This window comes from Micromonospora sp. C28SCA-DRY-2 (genome assembly GCF_030519475.1).
Classification (GTDB): domain Bacteria; phylum Actinomycetota; class Actinomycetes; order Mycobacteriales; family Micromonosporaceae; genus Micromonospora.
In genome coordinates, this window is record NZ_JAUMKD010000003.1 from 20,522 (window position 1) to 40,983 (window position 20,462).

Here is a 20,462-nt window from a genome sequence, read left to right on the forward strand (position 1 = left end):
AGCCGCACCCGTGGCCTCCACGACCACCGGACGACCGGGTGCCGGCGCGGCTTCGGCCGCCGCCGGCACCCTGCCGCCGGCGGCGGGTCGCGGGTCGCGGGCGGCCGCCGACGAGGCTCGCGGACTGGCGGCTAGGCCCACTCCCCCTCGAACAGCGGCGCCACCGGGCGCTCCCGGCGGCCGATCCGCAGGTCACCGAAGATCGTGCTCCGCTCCGCCCGTTCGACCTCCGCGTCCAGGTCGAGTCGCAGCTCCGCGGAGGCGTCGTGGGCCGCGCCGATCAGGACGACCTCGGTCCCGGGGTGGTCGAGGAAGGTGGGCGGGTCGAGCGGGGCGAAGCGCCGGCCGTGGAACGTCGCCCGCAGTGCGGCGGGCAGCTCGGCCTTCCGGCCTCCGCGCAGCCCGACCCCGGGCGGGGAGGGCGCCTCGGGGTTCTTCACCGTGACGATGTAGCTCGCCTCCGGCTCGATGCTGAGCCCGTGCTGCGCCGGGCCGGTGTGCAGCGGCAGTTCCAGCTGGTACGCCAGGTGCGTGTGGTCGTCGTGCCGGGCGATCACGTACGCCCCCTCCGCCGCGGGGCGGGTCGCCGGCTGCTCCCGCTCGCCCCGGGTCCTCGTCGGGTACCGGCGCGCCCGCAGCGTCCCGTGCAACTGTTCCGGCCGTGCCACCACCTCGTCGACGAACGCCCAGAACCGGTCGTGCTCGTCGATACCCGGCAGACGCTTGCGCCCGACCACGAGCAGTCGCAGGTGCCGGCCCTGCCACGGGTGCAGCACCACCAGCAGCCGCTGCACCTCGTCGAGCGAGTCGACGTGCTCCTCCGCCACGCGGGGGCGGTAGAGGAAGTAGATGTCCCCGTCCTCCAGCAGTTCGGCCACGCGCGCCGGGTACCCGCCTCGGCGGTGCCGACACCCGGGGGGAACCCCCGGGGTCCGGCGGTGGACGGGGGTGGGGCCCCGGGATCGGAGCGGGGTGCCGGTCCCCCCCGGTCCCTAACGTCCGGCCGGGTGGGTGCCCCCAATCCGGCGGGCAGGGTTGCGGGCTCGTCCCCGATGCCCGCCGGGCGTCGCCGGCCATACCGTTGCCGCCGACGTCCGATCGCCTAGGTCCGAGGAGTACCCAGATGGAAACGCAGCAGAGCGTGCGGGTGGATTCGCAGCAGAGTGTGGCCGTGGACGGGCACGCGTCCGTGCAGGACTTCGTGCTGAACCTGCTCGCCGACCCCGATGCGCGGTCGGCGTTCGACCTCGACCCGGAGGGCGCGTTGCGGGCCGCCGGTCTGCACGACATCACCGCCGCCGACGTGCAGGACGTCGTCCCCCTCGTGGTCGACTACGCCCCCGTTCACGGCCTCACCCCGAGCGTCCTCGGCGCCATCGCCGTCGACCCCACCGCCGTCGGCATCGGCGCCACCGTCCTGCCCGGCATCGGCCTCGGCATCGGCCCCGGCGGCCTCAGCACCGACCTCACCGGCGCCCACGACCTCGCCCACACCCTCGACGCCGACGTCATCGGCGCCGTCGACACCACCGCCGACCCCGCCGTCGCCGACCTCACCACCACCCTCGGCAACCCCACCGCCCCCCTCGACGGCGGCGACACCGGCCTGCTCGGCACCGGCCTGCTCGGCGGCGACGGCCTCCTCGGCGGCACCCTCGGCAACACCCAGGGCCAGGTCGACGGCCTCGTCGACGGCCTCGGCGTCGACGACACCCTCGGCGGCCTCGGCATCGGCACCGGGCAGGGCGGCGTCGTCCCGCCGATCGACGTCCCCTCCACCGTGGACGGCGTCACCGGCCAGGTCGACGGCGTCCTGTCCGGCACCGTCGGGGTGTCCACCGGGGTCGGGCTGCACGGTGAGGCGTCCGCCTCGACCGGCGGCGTGCTGGACGTCACCGACGGCCTGATCTGACCGGACACCGGCGTACGCCCCGAGGGCCGGACCACCGCGGGTGGTCCGGCCCTCGCCGGCTGCCGGCCGCCGCGCGCGTGCGCGCCGGCGCCGTCCCGCGCGAGCGGCCCCTGGGCGTCCAGCCGCGGCCCACCGACCAACTCCACCTCCTCGGGGTTACGGGCTGCCCTCAAATGCAGGGAGGAAAAGCGTTCGCCGGCCGTATCCGTGGAACCGCCTCCGGTACTAGACTCTGGCGCAATTCCGGTCCCGACCGAAAGGCGGCATCGGACGCCGCCGCCGTTCTCGTGAGCGGACGGCGACGGCTCGACCCGCGCGTCCGAGACCTCACTCACCGAAGAGGAGCAGGTGCCATGACGCATCTGAACCGGCGTAACCTCATCCAGCTCACCGCGCTGTCCGCACTGGGCGGTGCCGTGCTCGGCGAACTGCCGGCGGCGGCGGACGGCCCGCGTCAGCCGGGGCAGTACGGCCCGGCCTCGCTGAGCGCGGCGATCGTCGGCATGGCCGTCGACGGCACCACCGGATACTTCGTCACCCGGGGGCAGACGCCGCCGAAGGTGGTCACCTACGACATCCCGTCCCGCACGGTGACCGACGTGGTGTCGCTGGAGCGGGGCGACGGCGGGTGGGCCTGCACCGTCTCCGGCGGCAAGGTGTACATCGGCACGTACTCCTTCGGCGACGTCGTCGAGTACGACCCGGCGACCAGGACCGCCCGGCGACTCGGCACCATCGGCCCCTCGGGCACTATCGTGTTCGCCGCCACCACCGCGCCGGACGGCGTGGTCTACTTCGGCACCTACCCCCGCGGCGAGGTCTGGTCGCTGCAACCGGCGACCGGAGTGCTGACCAACCTCGGGCGCGCCTTCCCCGGCTCCCAGTACGCCCGCCTGCTGGCCGCCGACGAGCGCTACGTCTACGCCGGCACGATCCCCGCCCACATCGTCCGGATCGACCGCGGCACCGGCGAGAAGGTCGACATCATGCCCACCGGCACCCCGCTGGACGCCGGCCTCGGCGCGCTGGCCGCCGCCGGCGGCCGGGTCTACGCCGCGTCCGCGTTCGGGGTGCACGACATCGCCCGCGACGGCTCCGGCCACGTCGAGGTGCCCGCCGACGGGGAGTACCTGGTCGACTCGCTGGCCGTCACCGGCGACGGCGGGCTGCTCGCCCTGGGCCGGCAGACCGGATCGATCCTGCGCCGGGAGGGCGACCGGCTGGTCAGGATCGCCCAGGGCCCGGCCGGCGACGAGGGACGCGGCGTGGCACAGCTTCCCGACGGCACCGTCTTCACCGCCAACGGCAGCGGCCTGGTGTCCGTCCTCGCGCCCGGCCGGGACACGGTGGAGCAGGGCGACCTGACCGACGACCCGCGGGCGGCCGGGCCGGAACTCCTCCAGTCGATGTGCGCCGCCCCCGACGGCTCGGTCTACGTCGGCGGCCACTTCGCGATCACCGTGCACGAGCCCGCGCGCGGCGTCAGCCGCCGCTATCCCGTCGCCGGCGAGGCGAAGGACATCGTCGCCTGGCGGGACCGGATGATCAGCGCTCTGTACCCGAGCGGCGAGATCATCGAGCTGGACCCGCGCACGGGTCGGGTGCGCAGCTTCGGCCCGATCGGCCACAACCAGCAGCGGCCCTGGGACGCGGTGCACCACAAGCCGTCCGGCCTCGTGCTGATCGCCTCGGCGCCGCGGTACGGCAACCTCCAGGGCGCGCTCACGCTGCTGGACCCGGCGACCGGCCAGATGGAGGTACGCCTGGACATCCTGCCGAACCAGGCGCTGAACGCCATCGCGCTGGACGGGGACCTGGCCTACGTCGCCGGGGACACCTGGGGCGGCAACGGCATCCCGCCCACCGAACCGACCTCCCAGGTGGCGGTCTTCGACATCCGCCGCCGGGAGGTGGTCGACCGGTTCGCACCGCTGCCCGACCAGCCCAGCATGCAACACGTCGAGGTGTTCAACGGCGTGCTCTACGCGTCGTACAAGCGCACCAGCGGCACCTGGATCTCGTACGACCTCACCACCCGTACGGTGCTGCGCTCCGGCAAGCTCAGCGGGTACGGCGAGATCGTCGCGCACCACGGCCGGGTCTACGCCGCGACGAACTTCGGTGACACCATCTACCGGCTGGGACCCGGGCTGGACGCGGCGGAGCCGCTGTACAGCGGCATCGGCACCAACTGGTACACGGTTCCCCGGATCGAGCCGGTCCCCGGCGCCCGCAAGGCGTGGACCGCCGTGGACCGCAACCTGGCCCTGGTCGACCTGCCCGCCTGACCGTCGCACCGAGGTCCCCCGCCGCGACCGGGTGGGGGACCTCGCGTCCCCCGGGCGGTCGCACGTCGGCCGCGGTGTCACCCGGCGGCGTAGACCAGGTCCATCGTGTCGGTGCGCCCGGACCACCGGAGTTCGAGGTGCCAGCAACCGGCCCGGGGCATGTCGATGATCGACGGTCCCGGACCGCCGGTCACCTCCCGGGTCACCCGGGTGTCGGTGCCGTGCAGCGTCGCGGTGATCGCCAGCGTGGGCGACGACGTCGGGTCGGGTGACGCCACGGCGGGGCGGGACACCCAGAGGATCTTGTTGTTGCTGCCGTCCGTCCGGGGCTGCCGCAGCGGGTGGCCGAACAGCACCGCGACGATCTCGCCCTTCGCGCCGAAGACGTGCGCGATCCGGGGCTCCCCGTGGAACCCGGCGTCCGCCCAGTCCGGCAGCAGGCCGGTCTCCACCCGCGAGCCACAGCCGGTCGCGGTCGCCGCGCTCGACGGCGCGGAGGTGGCCGGCGCGCCGGCCGGCGTGGCCGACCGGTCCGTGGGCGTGCACGCCGCCAGCAGGACCACCCCTGCCAGCACCACCCTGCCCCGTGAACCCATCTCGTCACCTTCCCCGTGGACGTCGGGCGGAACTGACCCGTCCCGTTGTCAGGACACCGGCCGGACGCTCCCGGTTCCGCGCGAGGTCACCGGCAGGGTCACGGGTCGGCACAGCCGGACGGTCGGATCGGCCGAAGGCCGGGTGCCGGCGCGTCGGATTGGTGATGATCGAGGCGTGGGTGCCAGGATGCCGACCCTCGTGCCGCCGATGCTCGCCACGAGCGGCGCGCTGCCCGGCGGGTCGGGGTGGGGATACGAGTTCAAGTGGGACGGCGTGCGCGCGATCGCGTACGTCGCCGACGGGGTGCGGCTGCTCAGCCGCAACGACCGCGACGTCACCCGGGCGTACCCCGAGCTGGGCGAGCTGGCACGGCTGCTGCCCGGCCGGCGCGCGGTGCTGGACGGGGAGATCGTGGCCCTGGACGGCAGGGGCCGCCCCAGCTTCGCGGCGTTGCAGCGCCGGATGCACGTCCGGACGCCGTCCGCCGCACTGGTCGGCAGCACTCCCGTCCGGGTGTACCTCTTCGACCTGCTGCACCTCGACGGTGAGGACCTGACCTCCCGGCCGTACACCGAGCGCCGCGCCGCGCTGGAGGGCCTGGACCTCAGCGGGCAGAGCGTCGACACGCCGCCCTACTGGACCGGGGACGCCGGCCGTGACCTGGCCACGGCCGCCGCCGACCTGGGCCTGGAAGGGGTCGTGGCCAAGCAGCTCGGCGCGCCGTACGAGCCGGGTCGCCGCTCGCCGGCCTGGGTGAAGGTGCCCCTCAACGACACCGTCGAGGTGATCGTGGGCGGCTTCAAGCCCGGCGCGGGCCGGCGCGCCGGCACCATCGGTTCGCTGCTGCTGGGCATGTACGACCGGGCCGACAAGCTGACCTTCATCGGCCACGTCGGCACCGGCTTCACCCAGACCGCGCTGCGCGACCTGCAGCGACGCCTCGACCCGTTGCGCCGGACGGATTCCCCGTTCGACACCCCGGTGCCGCGCGAACACGCCCGCCACGCCGTCTGGGTCGATCCGGTGCTGGTCGGCGACGTCACCTTCCGCTCCTGGACCCCGGACCACCGGCTGCGCCACCCCTCCTGGAAGGGACTGCGCAGCGACCGCGAGCCGACCGAGATCCGGCTGCGCCGCTGAGCCCGCCGGGCGTGGGCGCCGGCCGGGCGCCGCGCGGACCCACCACCGGGATGGCGGGTGCGGTCCTAGCGGTCCGGGCTGTCGGCCGGAGCCATGATGCGCAGCGCGTTGGGGTCCAGGCCGATCCGGATCGGGGTCTCGCCGTACAACTCGCCGTCGACCTCGACCGGCGCCGGCCGGTCGGTCTCCAGCCAGAGCTGGCGTACGGCGAGGAAGGGCTCCTCGCGCAGGGTGCGGCGATGTCCGGTGGCGGCGTTGCGGGCCGTGTCGCGCAGCAGCTCCCGGCGGGTCGGACCGCCCACCGGGTAGCCGACCAGCAGCCGGTCGTCGGCGTCCGCGTCGGCTGTGATCGGCCGGCCGGCGTGGAAGCCACCGTTGGCCACGTACAGCTGGTGGGTGACGAACTCGCGCTCGCGCCCCTCGGCCCGGACGGTGGCCCGCAGCGGCCGGTGCCGGGTCAGCAGCGCCAGCGCGGTGAGCGGGTAGGCGAGCCGGCCGGTGGCCCGCTTCAGGCGCGGCGGCGTCCGGAGCATGACGTCGGCGGAGAGGCCGATGCCGACGTGGTTGGTGAACCGCATGTCGCCCACCAGGCCGAGGTCCACGTCGATCACCTTGCCGTGGGCGAGCACCTCCACCGCGGCGTCGAGGTCGAGCGGGATGCCCACCGTGCGGGCGAAGTTGTTGGTGGTGCCCAGCGGCAGCAGACCGAGCGCGATGTCGCGGTGGGCGAGCAGCCGGGCGGCGGTGCCGATCGTGCCGTCGCCGCCGCCGGCGACCAGGAGGTCCGGCCCGAGGTCGGCGGCCGCGGCGAGGGTCTGCTCCAGCTCGCGGGGCCGGTCGACCGGGTAGGCGCCGAGCAGCGTGAAGCCGGCCGCCGCGAGCCGTGAGCGGGCGCCCTCGTAGAGCCGCCGGCCCCGCCGGGAGTGGGCGTTGACCACGAGCACCGCCCGCCGGTCCCGGCGGATCGTCGCGCTCAACTCCGGCTTCGTCCGCATAGGGCCAGACCCTATCGCCGTACGGGCGGCCGGAGCGCAGCAACGGGTGCCCGGCCGGCCGTCGGCGTGACCGCCCGCCGCTACCTCGGCGTCGCCGGCGGCCGTCAGAGGTGGTGGCGGTCGTCGGCCGCCAGGCGCGGCGGTTCCGCCGGCTGCGCGGTCTGCTCGGGCTGACCGAGCTGCGCGACGTGGGTGGGGTCGAGGACCCGGGCGAGGAAGGAACGGGTCCGCTCGTGCCGGGGCGCGCCGAGCACCTCCTGCGGCGGCCCCTGCTCGACCACCACGCCACCGTCCATGAAGACGACCCGGTCGGCCACGTCCCGGGCGAACGCCATCTCGTGGGTGACCACCATCATTGTCATGCCGTCCTCGGCCAGCTTGCGCATGACGGTGAGCACGTCGCCGACGAGTTCCGGGTCGAGCGCGGAGGTCGGCTCGTCGAAGAGCATCAGCTCGGGGTCCATCGACAGCGACCGGGCGATCGCCACCCGCTGCTGCTGCCCGCCGGAGAGCTGCGCCGGGAACGCCGTGGCCTTGTCGGTCAGGCCGACCCGCTCCAGGTTCTCCCGGGCGATCCGCTCGGCCTCCGCCCGGCCGCGCCGGAGCACCTTGCGCTGGGCGACGGTGAGGTTGTCCAGCACCGTCAGGTGCGGGAAGAGGTTGAACGACTGGAAGACCATGCCGATGCCGCGGCGGACCGCGTCGATCTCGACGTCCGGGTCGGTCATCTCGACCCCGTTCACCCAGATCCTGCCGGCGGTCGGCTCCTCCAGCAGGTTGACGCAGCGCAGCAGCGTCGACTTGCCGGACCCGGACGGCCCGATGACGCAGACCACCTCGCCGTGGCCGACCTCGAAGTCGATGCCCTTGAGCACCTCGATCGGGCCGAAGGACTTGTGCAGGTCGCGGATCTCGACGGCGGGTCGCGGTTCAGGAGTCGTCATGTGGGTCACCGAGCCTTGGCGTAGCGGAGTTCGAGGCGTCGTACCACCTGGGACAGGGGCAGGGTGATGATCAGGTAGGTGAAGCCGGCCACCAGCAGCGGCGTGGCGTTCACCCGGTCGTTCAGCGTGTCCCGACCGAACTTGGTGATCTCGATGGTCGACGCGGTCACGCCGAGCACGTAGGCCAGCGACGAGTCCTTGGTGAGCAGGATGAGCTCGTTGGTCAGCGGCGGGATCACGATCCGGAACGCCTGCGGGATGACGATGGTGCGCATCGCGGTGAAGTGCGACATGCCGAGCGTGCGCGCCGCCTCCATCTGACCCTTCGGCACGGCCTGGATGCCGGCCCGGATGGTCTCGGCCATGTACGCCGCGGCGGTCAACCCGAGGCCGATCGCGATCGAGCCGAACACCCCGCCCGGGATCTCCCGGTCCGGGAAGGCGATCGGGATGCCGTACCCGACCAGGAAGAGGACCAGCAGCGCGGGCAGGCCCCGGAACAGCTCGATGTACCCCGTGGCCACCCAGCGGTACGGCGCGACCCGGGACAGCCGCATCAGCGCGAGGATGGTGCCGAACACCAGGCCGAAGGCGAACGCGCCGAGCGTGTAGAGGATCGTGTTCCGCAGCGCGACGGTGATGATCGTCGGGAACATCGACTCGATGATGTCGACGCGGAAGAAGGCCTCCTTCAGCCGGCCCCAGTCGGCCGCGAGGACCACCACGGCGACGACGGCGATGAAGGCCAGGTACTGCAGCCAGAGGGACAGCCGCTCTCGCTGGCGGCGGCGCAGCTTCACCGTTCGATGCTCCTTGCCCACACGGAGGGCGCGCGCCGGGCGCGCGCCCTCCTGCCACCAGTTCCGGTCACTTGGCCGGCTGCTTGCCGATCCACTTCTCGTAGATCTTGTCGTACGAGCCGTCCTGCCGGGCCTTGGCCAGCGTCTCGTTGATCTTCTTGAGCAGCTCCGGGTTGCCGTCCTTCTTCACCGAGAAGCCGTACTGCTCGCCGGTGTCGAACTCGGCGGTCACCTCGAACCCGCCCGGGTTCTCCTTGATGTACTCGGTCCAGACCGGCAGGTCGTTGATGGCGGCCTCGACCTGGCCGTTGGCGAGCGCCTGCTGGAGGGCGGCGAGGTCCTCGAACTCGACGAGCTGCAGGCCCTTCTCCGCCTCGTACTTCTTGGCGTAGTCGCGGCCGGTGGTCGCCGCCTGGACGCCGAGCTTCTTGCCCTTGAGGTCGTCGAGCGACTTGTACGCCTTGCCGGTCTTCACCAGCAGCGCCTGGGTGGCGTCGAAGTAGGGGTCGGAGAAGTCCATCACCTTCTGCCGCTCCTCGGTGATCGTCATGCCGGCGGCGGCCGCGTCACACTTGCCGGTGTTCAGGTCCTGGCCGGACTTGATCCCCTCGAACGGCGTGTCGACGATCTTCTGCTCGACGCCCAGTTCCTTGGCGACGAGGTCCATCACGTCGACGTCGAACCCGACGACCTTGCCGCTGGCGTCCTTGGACTGGAACGGCGCGTACGGCAGGTGGGTGCAGACGGTGAGCTTGCCCGCTTCGATGAGCTTGACCCCGCTCGCCTGGACCTCGCCCTCATCCTTCTTGGCGCATCCCGCGGTCACCGCGAGGGCGGCGATCGCCGTGATCAAGCCAGCCTTGCGGACTGCGCTGTGGAACGTCACTGCGGTGTCCTCCCCGATTCGACCCCCGTATGACGGGCGGCCCGTGTTGGTGCAAAGACGGTGTGACAGGGCACGCTACCCGATCGGCGGAGCCGCACCTAGATCAAGTAGGGCGGTTGTGGCCATGCTGTAGCCATCACGGTCAGTAAACCCGGCAGTCGGCCCACAACCGGACTGCCACTGGTGACACCGCCGGCCCGGAACTCGCCTGAGCAAGATCGTTACCTACGGTCACCGAACGATCATGACGCCGCCGCCTGGCGGCAGGATGCCCGGACCGGTGAACCACCAGACCGCCACCGCCGGCATCGCCACCGACAGGACGAGCGGCAGCACCCGGCGCGAGCGGTACTCGGAGTCCGACGGCTCGCTCGCCGCCGGGTCGCGGTACCGGTGCCCACCCCGACTGGCCACGCCCGCCGGGCGTCCGGCAGGCTCTGCGCATGGCTGGACGAGCGATGGTGGCAGCGTGCCGGTACCGCCGTTGTCGGGACCGGCGGTGACCCGGCCATCCCGGGTCGGCCCGGCCGCTGTCGTGTTCGACCTCGACGGCACCCTGGTCGACAGCATGACCATCGCCCCGGCCGTGTACAGCGACACGATCCGGGCCCTGGGTGGGCCCGAGGTCTCGCCGGCCGCCGTCGTGGCCACCTGGCACATCGGCCACACCCCGGTGGTGCTGGCCCACTTCCTGCGACGGCCCGTCACCGCCGCCGACCTGGAGTGTTTCCACCGCCGCTTCGAGGCCGCCTTCGCCGACGTACGGCCCTTCCCCGGCGTGGTCGACCTGGCCGAGGAGCTCCGCCGGGCCGGCTGCCGGCTCGGCATCTTCACCGCCGCGCTGCGCCGGACCACCACCCGGGTGCTGGCCGGTACCGGGCTCGACCGGCTCTTCCCGGTGGTGGTCTGCGGCGACGAGGTGGCCGCGCCGAAGCCCGCGCCGGACGGACTGCGGCTGGCCTGCCGGCGCCTCGGCGTCGACGTCGCCGAGACCGCGTACGTCGGCGACGCGGCGGTGGACCTGGCCTGCGCGGAGGCGGCGGGAGCGGTGCCCGTGCACGCCCGCTGGGCCGCCACCGCCACCGCGTGCGCGGACGTGCCGCTGGTGGCCCACCGGCCCGCCGACGTCCTCGACCTGCTCGCGGCCCCCGAGTGACCGGATCCGGCTACCGCCGGCGGGCCCAGCCCGGCACCCAGGCGTCGACCGGGCGGGCCGGCCGGGTGGCCGCCAGGTGCCGGCGGAGCGCGGTGAGGGTGGGGTGCGGGTTGCCGGCACGGCGCACGAACGAGTGCGGGTAGACCGGCGTCGGGCCGTGCAGCGGGATCCGGCGCAGGTCGTGGGTGGCCGGCCAGACGTGCCGGTCACCGGCGCCGACCAGGGTCGCCAGGTCGGCGGAGTCGGCGATCGCGTCGAGCAGCGCCGCGCTGCCGAAGTTCGGGCCGATCGCGTCGATCCGCAGATCGAACGCCTCGGTGAGCTCGTCGTAGTAGACGGCCCACTCGGCGCCCTGCCGGATGCCCGGGATCCAGATCCGGTGCCCGGCCAGCGCTGCCGGGGTGAGGGCGGTGGCGGCGGCGAGCGGGTGGGCCGCGCCGACCAGCAGGTGCAGCGGATCGTCCAGGACCCGGTCGACCAGGATGCCGTCGGGCAGGTCGCGAGCGGGTAGCGGCACCGCCCGGAAGCTCGCGTCGATCTCGCCGGCGTGGACGGCCTCGATGGCCGCCTCGACGTTGGCGTCGGCGAGGGTGACCACGTCCAGGTCGGTCCCCGGGTGGGCGCGGTAGAAGCGGTGCAGCGCCTCCGCCGGGGCGCTGCGCCGGTTCAGCACGTCCACCCGCAGCGCCCGGTTGCCGGGCCGGACCGAGGCGGCGGCCCGTTCCGCGGCGTGCAATAGCTCCCGCGAGTGCGGCAGGAACGCCTCCCCGTCGAGGGTGAGCCGGACGCCGCGGGCGGTGCGGGTGAACAGGGTGACGCCGAGGCTGCGTTCGAGGTTGGCCACCCGCTTGGACACGGCCTGCTGGGTGATCCGCAGGTCGACGGCGGCTTCCTGGAACTGCCCCGCGTCGGCGACGGCGAGGAAGGTGCGCACGGCCTCGATGTCCACCCGCGGATGGTACGGAGACACAAGCGTCGGTTGTGGCTCGCCCGCCCGGCGGTTGTTGGATTCCGGGTCGCCCGGGCTGGTCGAATCCTCGCCGTCGACGACCGGTGGCGACGGGAGGGTGCGGCGTGGGGCGACAGCGGCTGGGGCGTTCGTTCGGGTGGTTGTGGTCGGCGTACGCGGCCAGCACCGTGGGCACCTGGTTGGGGTTCGGAGCGTTCCCGCTGATCGCGATCCAGGTGCTCGACGTCGGGCCGGCCGCGGTCTCCGCCCTGACCGCTGCCGGCCTGGCGGTGGGCACGGCGCTGGCCCTGCCCCTCGGCCCGTGGGTCGAGCGCCGGCGCAAGCGGCCGGTCATGATCGCCACCAACGTCGTCCGGTGCGCGGCCCTGCTGAGCGTCCCGATCGCCTTCTGGCTCGGGCTGTTGAGCTACCCCCAGCTGCTGGTCGTCTCGGTGGTCGGTGCGGCGGCGAATATCGCCTTCACCTCCGCCAGCGGCGCCTACCTGAAGTCGGTAGTGCGCCCCGGCCAGCTGCTGGTGGCGAACGGGCGGTTCGAGTCGACCCTCTGGACGGCCACCGCCGTGGGGCCGACCCTGGGCGGGGCGGCGATCAGCCTGCTGGGGCCCGTCGTCACCGTGATCGCCAACGCGGCCGGGTTCCTGCTCTCCGCGCTCGGCATCGGCAGGATCCGGGAACCCGAGCCGCGCCCGGCTCGGCCGACCGGGGCCCGGCCGCGCGGCGCGGAGCTGCTGGCCGGATGGCGGTTCATCCTCGCCGACCGTGTGCTGCGCCCGCTGCTGGTGAACACGGTGACCGTCAACGCGCTGATCATGGCGACCGAACCGCTGCTGGCCGTGCTGCTCCTCGGCGACCTGGGCTGGGCGGCCTGGCAGTACAGCCTGGCGTTCGGGCTGCCCTGCGTCGGCGGGTTCGTCGGCGCCCAGCTCGCTCCGCGGCTGGCCGCCCGGTACGGGCGGCGGCGGGTGCTGCTCGCCTCCGGTGTGCTGCGCGCACTGTGGCCGGTCGGCCTGGTCCTCGTCGGGCCCGGTCCGGGCGGCGTGCTGCTGGTGATCGCTGTCGAGTTGGCGCTGATCACCTGCGTGGGCGTGTTCAACACGCTGTTCGCCACCGAACGGCTCCAGCGGGTGCCGGCCGACCGGGTCGCCCGCGTGCTGGTCGCCTGGCGGGTCACCGGCACCGGGGCGATCGCGCTGCTGACCGCGCTGTGGGGGGTGCTGGCCGCGGTCACCGGGGCGCGCGTCGCGATCGGGATCGCCGGCGCGGCACTCCTGGCCACGCCGTTCCTGCTGCCCTGGCACGGCAGCGGGGCGCGGCGCGCGCCGGAACACCCGGGCGACGTGCCGGACCTTGCCGAGGTTCCTTGATCGGCGTAGGAAGAACCCACGCCCCACCCCCGGCTCCTCCCACCAGCGTCGGCTGGCGTGGCCTGCGTCCACTCCGGCCACCGACGAAGGAGATGCGTGTGACCACCCCCAGACGGCTCCGTCTCGCCGTGTCGGTGGTGGTGACGGTCGGTGCTGTACTGCTCGGCACCGCCGCCGCCGCCGAACCGCCCGCCCGCCAACCGGCCGCGCACGGCGCCTGCGACCCGATCGACCCGACGGCCTGCCTGCTGCCCTTCCCGAACGACTACTTCACCGTGCCCGATCCCGCCAGCCCCACCGGCAAGCGGGTGCGGTTCGCGGCCTCCGCCATGCCGGCCAACGTGCAGGGCACCCCGATCGACCCGACCGAATGGAACCGGCAGGACGGCTTCAGCCCCGGCTCACCGATCCTGGTGCGCGTGCCCGGCCTCGACGCCGCGGCCACCGGGATCGCTCCGGTCACCGACATCGGCCGTTCGCTGGCGCCGGACGCGCCGATCGTGCTGCTCGACACGGCCACCGGGAAGCGCACGCCGTACTGGGCGGAGCTGGACGCGCACGCCGCCGACCAGCCCGACCGGCGGCTGCTCATCATCCGGCCGGCGGTGGCGCTGACCGAGGGCACCCGGTACGTCGTTGCCCTGCGCGGCATGCGCGACCGCGACGGGGAACTGATCCCGGCGCCGGCCGCGTTCCGGGCGTACGTCACCGGCGCCGGCGTCGGCCCCCGGGACCGCCGCGCCCCGCAGATCAAGCGGATCCTCGCCGAGCTGACCCGGGTCGGGGTCAAGCGGCACAGCCTCCACCTCGCCTGGGACTTCACGGTGGCCAGCCGGCAGGGTCTGACCGGACGGATGCTGGCGATCCGCGACGGCGCGTTCGCCACCCTGGGTAAGGCGGCGCCGTCATTCACCGTCACCCAGGTGACCGACTACCCGGAGCAGCAGGACGCCCGGATCGCCCGGCAGGTGACCGGCACCGTCGACGTGCCGTCCTACCTGACCGGCGGCGGCGGGCCCGGCTCGCGGCTGCACTACGGCCCGGCCGGCGGCGACGGCCGGCCCGCCTCGGCGTCCGCGCTGCCCACGCCGTCCGGCACGACGCTGCGGGCGGACTTCGTCTGCAACATCCCGCGCGGCGCGTCCGCCGCCGAGCCGGCCCACCTCTCGCTCTACGGCCACGGCCTGCTCGGCCGGCCGACCGAGATCAACGCCGGCAACGTCAAGACCATGTCGGCGGAGTACGACTTCACCTTCTGCGCGACCAGCTGGATCGGGATGGCCGCCGCCGACGTCCCGTACGTGGCCGGCGCCTTCACCGACCTCAGCGCCTTCCCCGCGGTGGCGGACCGGCTGCAACAGAGCTTCCTGAACTTCCTCTTCCTGGGCCGGGCAATGATCCACCGGGGCGGGTTCGCCGCCCACCCGGCGTTCCAGGACGCCGCCGGGCGACCGCTGATCGACGTGGCCGGCGGGCTGCACTACGACGGCAACAGCCAGGGCGGCATCAACGGCGGCGCGCTCACCGCCATCGCCCAGGACTGGACCCGGTCGGTGCTCGGGGTGCCGGCGATGAACTACTCCACCCTGCTACAACGCAGCGTGGACTTCGCGCCGTTCCAATCGATCATGGACGGCTCCTACCCGGACAAGGTCGACCAGCAGCTGATCTTCGCCCTGTTGCAGATGCTGTGGGACCGCTCCGAGGCCAACGGGTACGCCCAGCACATGACCGGCAACCCGTTGCCGCGCACCCCGGCACACCAGGTGCTGATGCACGTGGCCTTCGGCGACCAGCAGGTCTCCCCCGCCGCGGCCGAGGTGCAGGCGCGCACCATCGGCGCCCGCCTGCACACCCCGGCCCTGGCCGACGGCTGGTCGCTGGACGTGCGGCCGTACTGGGGCATCGAGCCGATCCGGTCGTACCCGTACACCGGCTCGGCGATGGTGGTCTGGAACAGCGGTGCGGCGTACGCCCCGCCGCCGACGAACCTCGCCCCGGCCGGCCCCGAGTACGGCGACGACTCGCACGAGTTCCCCCGGGCCCAGCCCGGCGCCCAACGGCAGAAGGCGATCTTCCTGCTGACCGGCAAGATCATCGACGTCTGCGCGGGACGGCCCTGCCCGTGACCCGCTGACCGGCCGCGCCCCATGCGGGCGCGGCCGGTCAGCACGGGCCGTTGCGGCGGCCGGTCACCCCGGGCCGGCGCGGCGGCCGGTCGCCCCCGGGCCGGCCCGGCGGCCAGCGGGTTCAAGCTCCGGCGGTCGTGCGTATCCTCGGTGGGCCGCCGGCCGACGACCCGGCCTCCGATCCCGGTGCGGCCCGCCGGGCGACCGCGAGGGTGCTCCGGCGGCGGGAGCAGGGAAGGCGGTCCACGCATGTTCAACACGGCACGCCTGCAGGTCGTGCTGGAGATCGCCCGGCACGGCACGATCGTCGCCGCCGCCGAGCAGCTCCGGCTCAGCCCGTCCGCGGTCTCCCACCAGCTCGCCACCCTGGAGCAGGAGGCCGGCGTGGCGCTGGTGGACCGGGGACCGCGCAGCCTGCGGCTCACCGTGGCGGGCCAGCGCCTGGCCGACTACGCCCAGCAGATCGCCGACCTGATGTCGGCCGCCCGCGACGAGCTGTCCGCGCACGGGGAGGGCCGGCGCGGCGTGCTGCGGATCGGCTTCTTCGCCACCGCCGGCACCGAGCTGCTGCCGCGCGCCCTGTCCAGCTTCACCGCCGCGCATCCCCAGGTCGAGCTGGCCCTCATCCTGGGGCAGCCGCCGGAGCTGCTGCCCCGCCTCAGCCAGGGCGAACTGGACCTCGTGGTGGTGTTCAACCACCCGCTGAGCCCGATCCGGGAGGCGTCCTTCGCGACCGTCTCGCCGCTGCTGGTGGACCCGCAACTGGTGGTGCTGCCGGCACACCACCCGCTCGCCGGGCGGCGGCGGCTGCGCCTCACCGACCTGGCCGACGAGCCGTGGATCACCACCCTCGGCGTGCAGGGCGAGGTGTCGGTGCTGGAGCTGGCGGCGCGGGCCGAGGGGTTCCAGCCCCGGATCCGCTGCCGTAGCGACCACTACGAGGTGGTGCTGGGCCTGGTCCGGGCCGGCGTCGGCGTCGCGCTGGTGCCGTCGCTGGGCCTGCGCAACCCCGGCGGGGTGGCGGTCCGGCCGCTCACCCACGCCAGCCTGCACCGCGAGATCGGGGTGGCGCTGCGTCCCGGCAACCCGAACCCGGTGGTCGGCAGCTTCGTCGACCGGTTGACCGACGCCGCGACGGGGCTCAGTCAGGAGTTGGCCGAGCGGTGGCCGCCGGCGAGCCGGTCGACCGCCGTACCCCACCGGCGCAGCTCCGCCACCGCGACCCGCTCCGCGCCCGGCGGGAAGGCCGCGACCACGGCGTAGACGACGGTGTGCGGGCCGACGACGATGCCCGCGTCGGCGCGTACGCCGGTGTCGGTGCCGGTCTTGTTCGCCACCCGGACCCCGCCGGTCGACCAGGGGTCGTGCCGGATGCTGTCGGCGACGAGCGAGCGGTCGGTGTTGCCGGCGAGCCACCCGCGCAGCAGGTCCGACGCCCGCGGGCTCTGCCACGTCCCGGCCGCCACGTCGGCGAGGAGGGCGCAGAGGTCGTGGGCGGTGCCGGTGGCGAAGGTCGGCGGCACGCCAGGGCCGCGGGTGGCCCGGATCCGGTCGTGCACGGTGGTGGCGCGCAGGCCGCTGGCGCGGGCCAGGTGCTGGACGGCCGCCAGCGTCACCAGCCGGAGCAGCGCGTTGGTGGCGGCGTTGTCGCTGACCGCGGCGACCGCGGTGGTGAGGTCGGCGACGGTCCACCGGCGCGGCGAGAGCAGGCCGAGCAGGCCGGTTCCGCCGAGTGCCCGGTCCTCGTCGAGCAGCTCGACCCGCTGGTCGGGCGCGAGGGTCCCGGCGGCGAGGCGGCGGGCGACCTCGCCGAGCAGCAGCACCTTGCCGACGCTGGCCAGCGGGAGGACCAGGCCCGGGTCGTGCGACAGGACCCGCCCGTCGTCCAGCCGCCGCACCATCGCCCCGATCCGCACCGGGACCGCCGGGTCACCGCCGGTCACGGCCGCCCCCGCAGGGCGGGCTCGCGGTCCGGTACGGCGAGCACCCGCCCCGGCCGGGCGCCGGTGACCCGGTCGCCGTCCACGACGACCCGCCCGTCGACCAGCACCCGGTGGATCCCGCGTGGCGGAGCCAGCGGGTCGTCGTAGGTCGCCCCGTCGGCGGCCACCGCCGGGTCGAGGATCACCAGGTCCGCCGCGTACCCGTCGGCGAGCAGGCCGCGCCCGCGCAGGCCGAAGCGGCGGGCGGGCATTCCGGTCATCTTGTGCACCGCCTCGGTCAGGTCCAGCAGCCCCACCTCGCGGACGTAGTGGCCGAGCACCCGGGCGAAGCTGCCCGCCCAGCGGGGATGCGGCCGACCGGGCTTGGGTACGCCGTCGGAGCAGACCATCGACAGTGGGCTGGCGAGCACCCGCCGCACGTCGTCCTCCCGCATCGAGTGGCTGATGATGGTGACGTTGCCCGCCTCGGCGGCGAGCAGGTCGCAGACGTAGTCGACCGGGTCGACGCCGCGGGCGGCGGCGACGTCGGCGACGGTGTGCCCCTCGACGGCGGGGCTGAGCGGGGCGGAGGCGACCCGGATCAGGTCCCAGCCGCCGTTGCCGACGGTGTTCTCCCAGCCCGGCAGGCCGGTGGCCAGGTCCACCCGGATCCGGTCGCGGACGGCCGGGTCGGCGAGCGCGGCCAGCATCGCCGGCACGCCGTCGGCGATGACCCAGGGCGGGAGCATGGCGTGCAGGGCGGTGCTGCCGGCGGTGTACGGGTACACGTCGCACCGGACGTCCAGGCCGTCGGCCCGGGCCCGCTCGAGCCGGGCCAGGGTGCGCACGGTGGCGCCCCAGGAGTGCCGTCCGGCCGTCTTGTGGTGCGAGACCTGCAATGCCGCGCCGGCGGCGGTGGCGATCTCGATCGCCTCCTCCAGCGCCGACTCCACCTGCGACATCTCGTCGCGCAGGTGGGTCACGTACGGCTTCCCGTGCGCCGCGGCCACCCGGGCGAGCGCGATCACCTCGTCGGTGCCCGCGTTCACCCCGGGCGAGTAGATCAGGCCGGTGGACAGCCCGGCGGCGCCGGCGGCCAGCGCCTCGTCGAGCAGGTCGCCCATCCGCCGGACCTCGTCGGGGGTGGCGCGCCGTTGCGCGAAGCCGACCACGGCGGCGCGCAGCGTGCCGTGGCCGACCAGGGCGGCGAGGTGGTTGCGTCGGCCCGCGCCCTGCGCGGCGGCGAACCGCGCGAAGGACGGGTAGGTGGCGGCGGGCGGGCCGAACGTCGCGGCGACCAGTTCCCGCACCGTCTCCGCGCGTTGCGCCGGGACCGGGAAGGGGCTGATCCCGCAGTTGCCGCAGATCTCGGTGGTGACGCCCTGGCGCAGCGGCGCCAGCCGCAGCGCCGCCCGCCGCTCGTCGTCGCCGGCGAGCAGGTCGGAGTGGGTGTGCACGTCGATGAAGCCCGGGGTGACGACCAGGCCGCCCGCGTCCACCACCTCGGCGGCGGCGCCGCCGCTGCCGGCGGGGAGCAGCAGCAGCCGGCCGTCGCGCACGCCCACGTCGGCGGTACGGGCGGGCGCGCCGCTGCCGTCGACCACCGTCCCGCCGGTGACCAGCAGGTCCAGCCGGGCCATCAGAGGACCTTGGAGAGGAAGGCGCGGGTCCGCTCGTGCCGGGGCGCGGCGAGCACCTCCCGCGGCGGGCCCTGCTCGATGATCAGGCCGTCGTCCATGAAGACGAGGTGGTCGCCGACCTCGCGGGCGAACCCCATCTCGTGGGTCACCACCACCATCGTCATGCCGCTGGCCGCGAGGTCCTTCATCACCTCCAGCACCTCGCCGACCAGTTCGGGGTCGAGCGCCGAGGTCGGCTCGTCGAAGAGCATCAGCTTGGGGGACATCGCCAGGGACCGCGCGATGGCCACCCGCTGCTGTTGCCCGCCGGAGAGCTGCGCCGGGTAGTGGTGGGCCCGGTCGGCGAGCCCGACCCGGTCGAGCAGGTCACCGGCCCGCTTGCGGGCCTCGGCCGTCCCGACCCCCTTCACGGCGACCAGCCCCTCCATCACGTTCTCCAGGGCGGTGCGGTGCGGGAAGAGGTGGAACCGTTGGAACACCATCCCGATCGACTCGCGCTGCCGGCGCAGCCGGGCGTCCGGCAACGGTCGCAGCCGCCCGTCGCGCTCGTCGTAGCCGATCAGTTCGCCGTCGACGTAGACCCGGCCCGCCTGGGGCTCCTCCAGGTGGTTGAGGCAGCGCAGCAGGGTGGACTTGCCGGAGCCGGAGGGGCCGACCACGCAGACCACCTGGCCTCGCTCGATGACCAGGTCGATGCCGCGCAGCACCTCGATCCGGCCGAAGCTCTTGCGCAGCCGCTGGCAGCGCACCATCGGCGCGGTCATCGCGCGCTCCCGGTGAAGCGCAGGTTGCGGCCGATCCGGCCGCGCAGGGTGCCCGGGACGGTGCCGCCGAAGCCGCGGCTGAACCGGCGCTCCAGGTGGTGCTGGCCGACGCTGGCGACGGTGGTGAGGACCAGGTACCAGATGGACGCGACGATGAGCAGGGCGATCACCTCGAAGTTGGTCAGGTAGAGCCGCTGTGCGACGGTGAGCAGGTCGGCGCCGGCGATCACCGAGACCAGCGAGGTGGTCTTGAGCATGGAGATGAACTGGTTGCCGGTGGGCGGGACGATGATCCGCATCGCCTGCGGCAGCACCACCCGTCGCATGATCTTCGAGCGGGACATGCCCAGGGCGGCGGCGGCCTCCTGCTGGCCGGGATCGACGGCCCGCAGTCCGGCCCGGACGATCTCGCTCATGTAGGCGCCCTCGTTGATGCTGAGCCCGAGCAGCGCCGCGACGAAGCCGGTGACCAGCGTGTTCGTCTCCCAGGTCACCAGCTTCGGGCCGCCGAACGGCACGCCGAGGCCGATCTCCGGGAAGATCAGCGCGATGTTGAACCAGAAGATCAGCTGCACCAGCAGCGGGGTGCCGCGGAAGAACCAGACGTAGGCCATCGCGCCGGTGCGCAGGATCCGGCTGCTGGAGGTCTGCATCAGCGCCACCGCCACGCCGAGCACCACGCCGATCAGCATCGACGCGACAGTCAGCTGGATGGTGACCCAGAGCCCTTCCAGGATGACCCGGTCGAACTGGTAGTCGACGACGATGTCCCAGTGCAGGTTCGGGTTGACGGCGATGGTCCAGCCGAGCCAGACCAGGACCAGGGCGGTGACGCCGGCGGCCAGCCACCGCCCCGGTCGGAGCGGGTGGCTGATCCGGTTCGGCTGCGCCAGGTCGGGTCCGTCGGGCGCCGGGCCCGCGGCCGCGTCCCGCTTGTCGACCGTACGGTCCACCG

19 protein-coding genes are annotated in these 20,462 nt (G+C 74.0%); 7 read left to right on the forward strand and 12 right to left on the reverse strand.

Annotated features, from left to right (window positions below; all coding sequences use genetic code 11):
• Positions 1 to 131: 131 nt before the first annotated feature.
• Positions 132 to 878: a hypothetical protein gene (locus tag Q3W71_RS13845; protein ID WP_302919714.1), complete on the reverse strand. Its 747-nt coding sequence runs from the start codon at positions 876 to 878 to the stop codon at positions 132 to 134.
• Positions 879 to 1,123: 245 nt separating this feature from the next.
• On the opposite strand from Q3W71_RS13845, the gene Q3W71_RS13850 reads away from it, so the two are divergent.
• Entirely contained in the window at positions 1,124 to 1,912 is a 789-nt protein-coding gene (locus tag Q3W71_RS13850) for an IniB N-terminal domain-containing protein (RefSeq protein ID WP_302919715.1), read from the forward strand.
• A 353-nt stretch (positions 1,913 to 2,265) separates the two neighbouring features.
• A complete protein-coding gene (locus tag Q3W71_RS13855; protein WP_302919716.1) occupies positions 2,266 to 4,200 on the forward strand; it encodes a hypothetical protein in 1,935 nt (644 codons plus the stop codon).
• Between the two features lie 77 nt (positions 4,201 to 4,277).
• On the opposite strand, the gene Q3W71_RS13860 is transcribed toward Q3W71_RS13855, so the two are convergent.
• Positions 4,278 to 4,796 carry a hypothetical protein gene (locus tag Q3W71_RS13860; RefSeq protein WP_302919717.1) on the reverse strand — a complete coding sequence of 173 codons (519 nt, stop codon included), beginning with the start codon at positions 4,794 to 4,796 and terminating at the stop codon, positions 4,278 to 4,280.
• 187 nt (positions 4,797 to 4,983) lie between these two features.
• Here Q3W71_RS13860 and ligD point away from each other — a divergent pair, with 187 nt between their 5' ends.
• Entirely contained in the window at positions 4,984 to 5,937 is a 954-nt protein-coding gene (ligD, locus tag Q3W71_RS13865; protein ID WP_302919718.1) for a non-homologous end-joining DNA ligase, read from the forward strand.
• A 65-nt stretch (positions 5,938 to 6,002) separates the two neighbouring features.
• Here the strand turns inward: ligD and Q3W71_RS13870 are convergent, their stop codons facing one another.
• From Q3W71_RS13870 to Q3W71_RS13890, 5 genes are all read right to left on the reverse strand, one after another.
• Positions 6,003 to 6,932 (reverse strand): diacylglycerol kinase family protein, encoded by a 930-nt coding sequence (locus Q3W71_RS13870; RefSeq protein WP_302919719.1) that lies wholly within the window; start codon positions 6,930 to 6,932, stop codon positions 6,003 to 6,005.
• Positions 6,933 to 7,036: 104 nt separating this feature from the next.
• A complete protein-coding gene (locus tag Q3W71_RS13875) occupies positions 7,037 to 7,876 on the reverse strand; it encodes an amino acid ABC transporter ATP-binding protein (RefSeq protein WP_302919720.1) in 840 nt (279 codons plus the stop codon).
• Between the two features lie 5 nt (positions 7,877 to 7,881).
• Positions 7,882 to 8,676, reverse strand: coding sequence for an amino acid ABC transporter permease (locus Q3W71_RS13880; RefSeq protein ID WP_302919721.1), 795 nt, complete (start codon positions 8,674 to 8,676; stop codon positions 7,882 to 7,884).
• Positions 8,677 to 8,743: 67 nt separating this feature from the next.
• Positions 8,744 to 9,562 (reverse strand): basic amino acid ABC transporter substrate-binding protein, encoded by an 819-nt coding sequence (locus Q3W71_RS13885; RefSeq protein ID WP_302919722.1) that lies wholly within the window; start codon positions 9,560 to 9,562, stop codon positions 8,744 to 8,746.
• Positions 9,563 to 9,793: 231 nt separating this feature from the next.
• On the reverse strand, positions 9,794 to 9,976 hold the full coding sequence (locus Q3W71_RS13890; RefSeq protein WP_302919723.1) for a hypothetical protein: 183 nt from the start codon (positions 9,974 to 9,976) through the stop codon (positions 9,794 to 9,796).
• Positions 9,977 to 10,061: 85 nt separating this feature from the next.
• Between Q3W71_RS13890 and Q3W71_RS13895 the strand changes: the two genes are divergently transcribed.
• Complete coding sequence (locus Q3W71_RS13895) at positions 10,062 to 10,718, forward strand: HAD family hydrolase (RefSeq protein WP_302919724.1); 657 nt, start codon at positions 10,062 to 10,064, stop codon at positions 10,716 to 10,718.
• 10 nt (positions 10,719 to 10,728) lie between these two features.
• Here Q3W71_RS13895 and Q3W71_RS13900 read toward each other — a convergent pair whose 3' ends face one another.
• Positions 10,729 to 11,667 carry a LysR family transcriptional regulator gene (locus Q3W71_RS13900; protein WP_302919725.1) on the reverse strand — a complete coding sequence of 313 codons (939 nt, stop codon included), beginning with the start codon at positions 11,665 to 11,667 and terminating at the stop codon, positions 10,729 to 10,731.
• 125 nt (positions 11,668 to 11,792) lie between these two features.
• Between Q3W71_RS13900 and Q3W71_RS13905 the strand changes: the two genes are divergently transcribed.
• From Q3W71_RS13905 to Q3W71_RS13915, 3 genes are all read left to right on the forward strand, one after another.
• Positions 11,793 to 13,052 (forward strand): MFS transporter, encoded by a 1,260-nt coding sequence (locus tag Q3W71_RS13905; protein ID WP_302919726.1) that lies wholly within the window; start codon positions 11,793 to 11,795, stop codon positions 13,050 to 13,052.
• A gap of 92 nt (positions 13,053 to 13,144) precedes the next feature.
• Positions 13,145 to 15,181 carry a hypothetical protein gene (locus tag Q3W71_RS13910; protein WP_302919727.1) on the forward strand — a complete coding sequence of 679 codons (2,037 nt, stop codon included), beginning with the start codon at positions 13,145 to 13,147 and terminating at the stop codon, positions 15,179 to 15,181.
• 249 nt (positions 15,182 to 15,430) lie between these two features.
• Complete coding sequence (locus tag Q3W71_RS13915; protein ID WP_302919728.1) at positions 15,431 to 16,444, forward strand: LysR family transcriptional regulator; 1,014 nt, start codon at positions 15,431 to 15,433, stop codon at positions 16,442 to 16,444.
• Here Q3W71_RS13915 and Q3W71_RS13920 read toward each other — a convergent pair.
• From Q3W71_RS13920 to Q3W71_RS13935, 4 genes are read right to left on the reverse strand one after another with little or no spacing between them, the layout of a single operon-like run.
• The gene (locus Q3W71_RS13920; protein WP_302919729.1) at positions 16,327 to 17,124 is read right to left on the reverse strand and encodes a serine hydrolase; all 798 of its coding nucleotides are present in this window, start codon (positions 17,122 to 17,124) and stop codon (positions 16,327 to 16,329) included. The genes Q3W71_RS13915 and Q3W71_RS13920 overlap by 118 nt on opposite strands.
• Positions 17,121 to 18,743 carry an amidohydrolase family protein gene (locus tag Q3W71_RS13925; RefSeq protein ID WP_302919730.1) on the reverse strand — a complete coding sequence of 541 codons (1,623 nt, stop codon included), beginning with the start codon at positions 18,741 to 18,743 and terminating at the stop codon, positions 17,121 to 17,123. Before Q3W71_RS13925 ends, Q3W71_RS13920 begins: the two co-directional genes overlap by 4 nt.
• Entirely contained in the window at positions 18,743 to 19,507 is a 765-nt protein-coding gene (locus Q3W71_RS13930; RefSeq protein WP_302919731.1) for an amino acid ABC transporter ATP-binding protein, read from the reverse strand. Before Q3W71_RS13930 ends, Q3W71_RS13925 begins: the two co-directional genes overlap by 1 nt.
• Positions 19,504 to 20,460 carry an amino acid ABC transporter permease gene (locus Q3W71_RS13935; protein ID WP_302919732.1) on the reverse strand — a complete coding sequence of 319 codons (957 nt, stop codon included), beginning with the start codon at positions 20,458 to 20,460 and terminating at the stop codon, positions 19,504 to 19,506. The genes Q3W71_RS13930 and Q3W71_RS13935 overlap by 4 nt, the downstream gene beginning before the upstream one ends.
• Between the last annotated feature and the right edge of the window lie 2 nt (positions 20,461 to 20,462).

What these genes read in the sequence shown, in the direction of transcription:
- Q3W71_RS13850 (WP_302919715.1), top strand. Translation starts at nt 1,124, where the DNA reads ATGGAAACGCAGCAGAGCGTGCGGGTGGATTCGCAGCAGAGTGTGGCC.
- Q3W71_RS13855 (WP_302919716.1), top strand. Translation starts at nt 2,266, where the DNA reads ATGACGCATCTGAACCGGCGTAACCTCATCCAGCTCACCGCGCTGTCC.
- Q3W71_RS13860 (WP_302919717.1), bottom strand. Translation starts at nt 4,796, where the DNA reads ATGGGTTCACGGGGCAGGGTGGTGCTGGCAGGGGTGGTCCTGCTGGCG.
- ligD (WP_302919718.1), top strand. Translation starts at nt 4,984, where the DNA reads ATGCCGACCCTCGTGCCGCCGATGCTCGCCACGAGCGGCGCGCTGCCC.
- Q3W71_RS13870 (WP_302919719.1), bottom strand. Translation starts at nt 6,932, where the DNA reads ATGCGGACGAAGCCGGAGTTGAGCGCGACGATCCGCCGGGACCGGCGG.
- Q3W71_RS13875 (WP_302919720.1), bottom strand. Translation starts at nt 7,876, where the DNA reads ATGACGACTCCTGAACCGCGACCCGCCGTCGAGATCCGCGACCTGCAC.
- Q3W71_RS13910 (WP_302919727.1), top strand. Translation starts at nt 13,145, where the DNA reads ATGCGTGTGACCACCCCCAGACGGCTCCGTCTCGCCGTGTCGGTGGTG.
- Q3W71_RS13915 (WP_302919728.1), top strand. Translation starts at nt 15,431, where the DNA reads ATGTTCAACACGGCACGCCTGCAGGTCGTGCTGGAGATCGCCCGGCAC.
- Q3W71_RS13925 (WP_302919730.1), bottom strand. Translation starts at nt 18,743, where the DNA reads ATGGCCCGGCTGGACCTGCTGGTCACCGGCGGGACGGTGGTCGACGGC.
- Q3W71_RS13930 (WP_302919731.1), bottom strand. Translation starts at nt 19,507, where the DNA reads ATGACCGCGCCGATGGTGCGCTGCCAGCGGCTGCGCAAGAGCTTCGGC.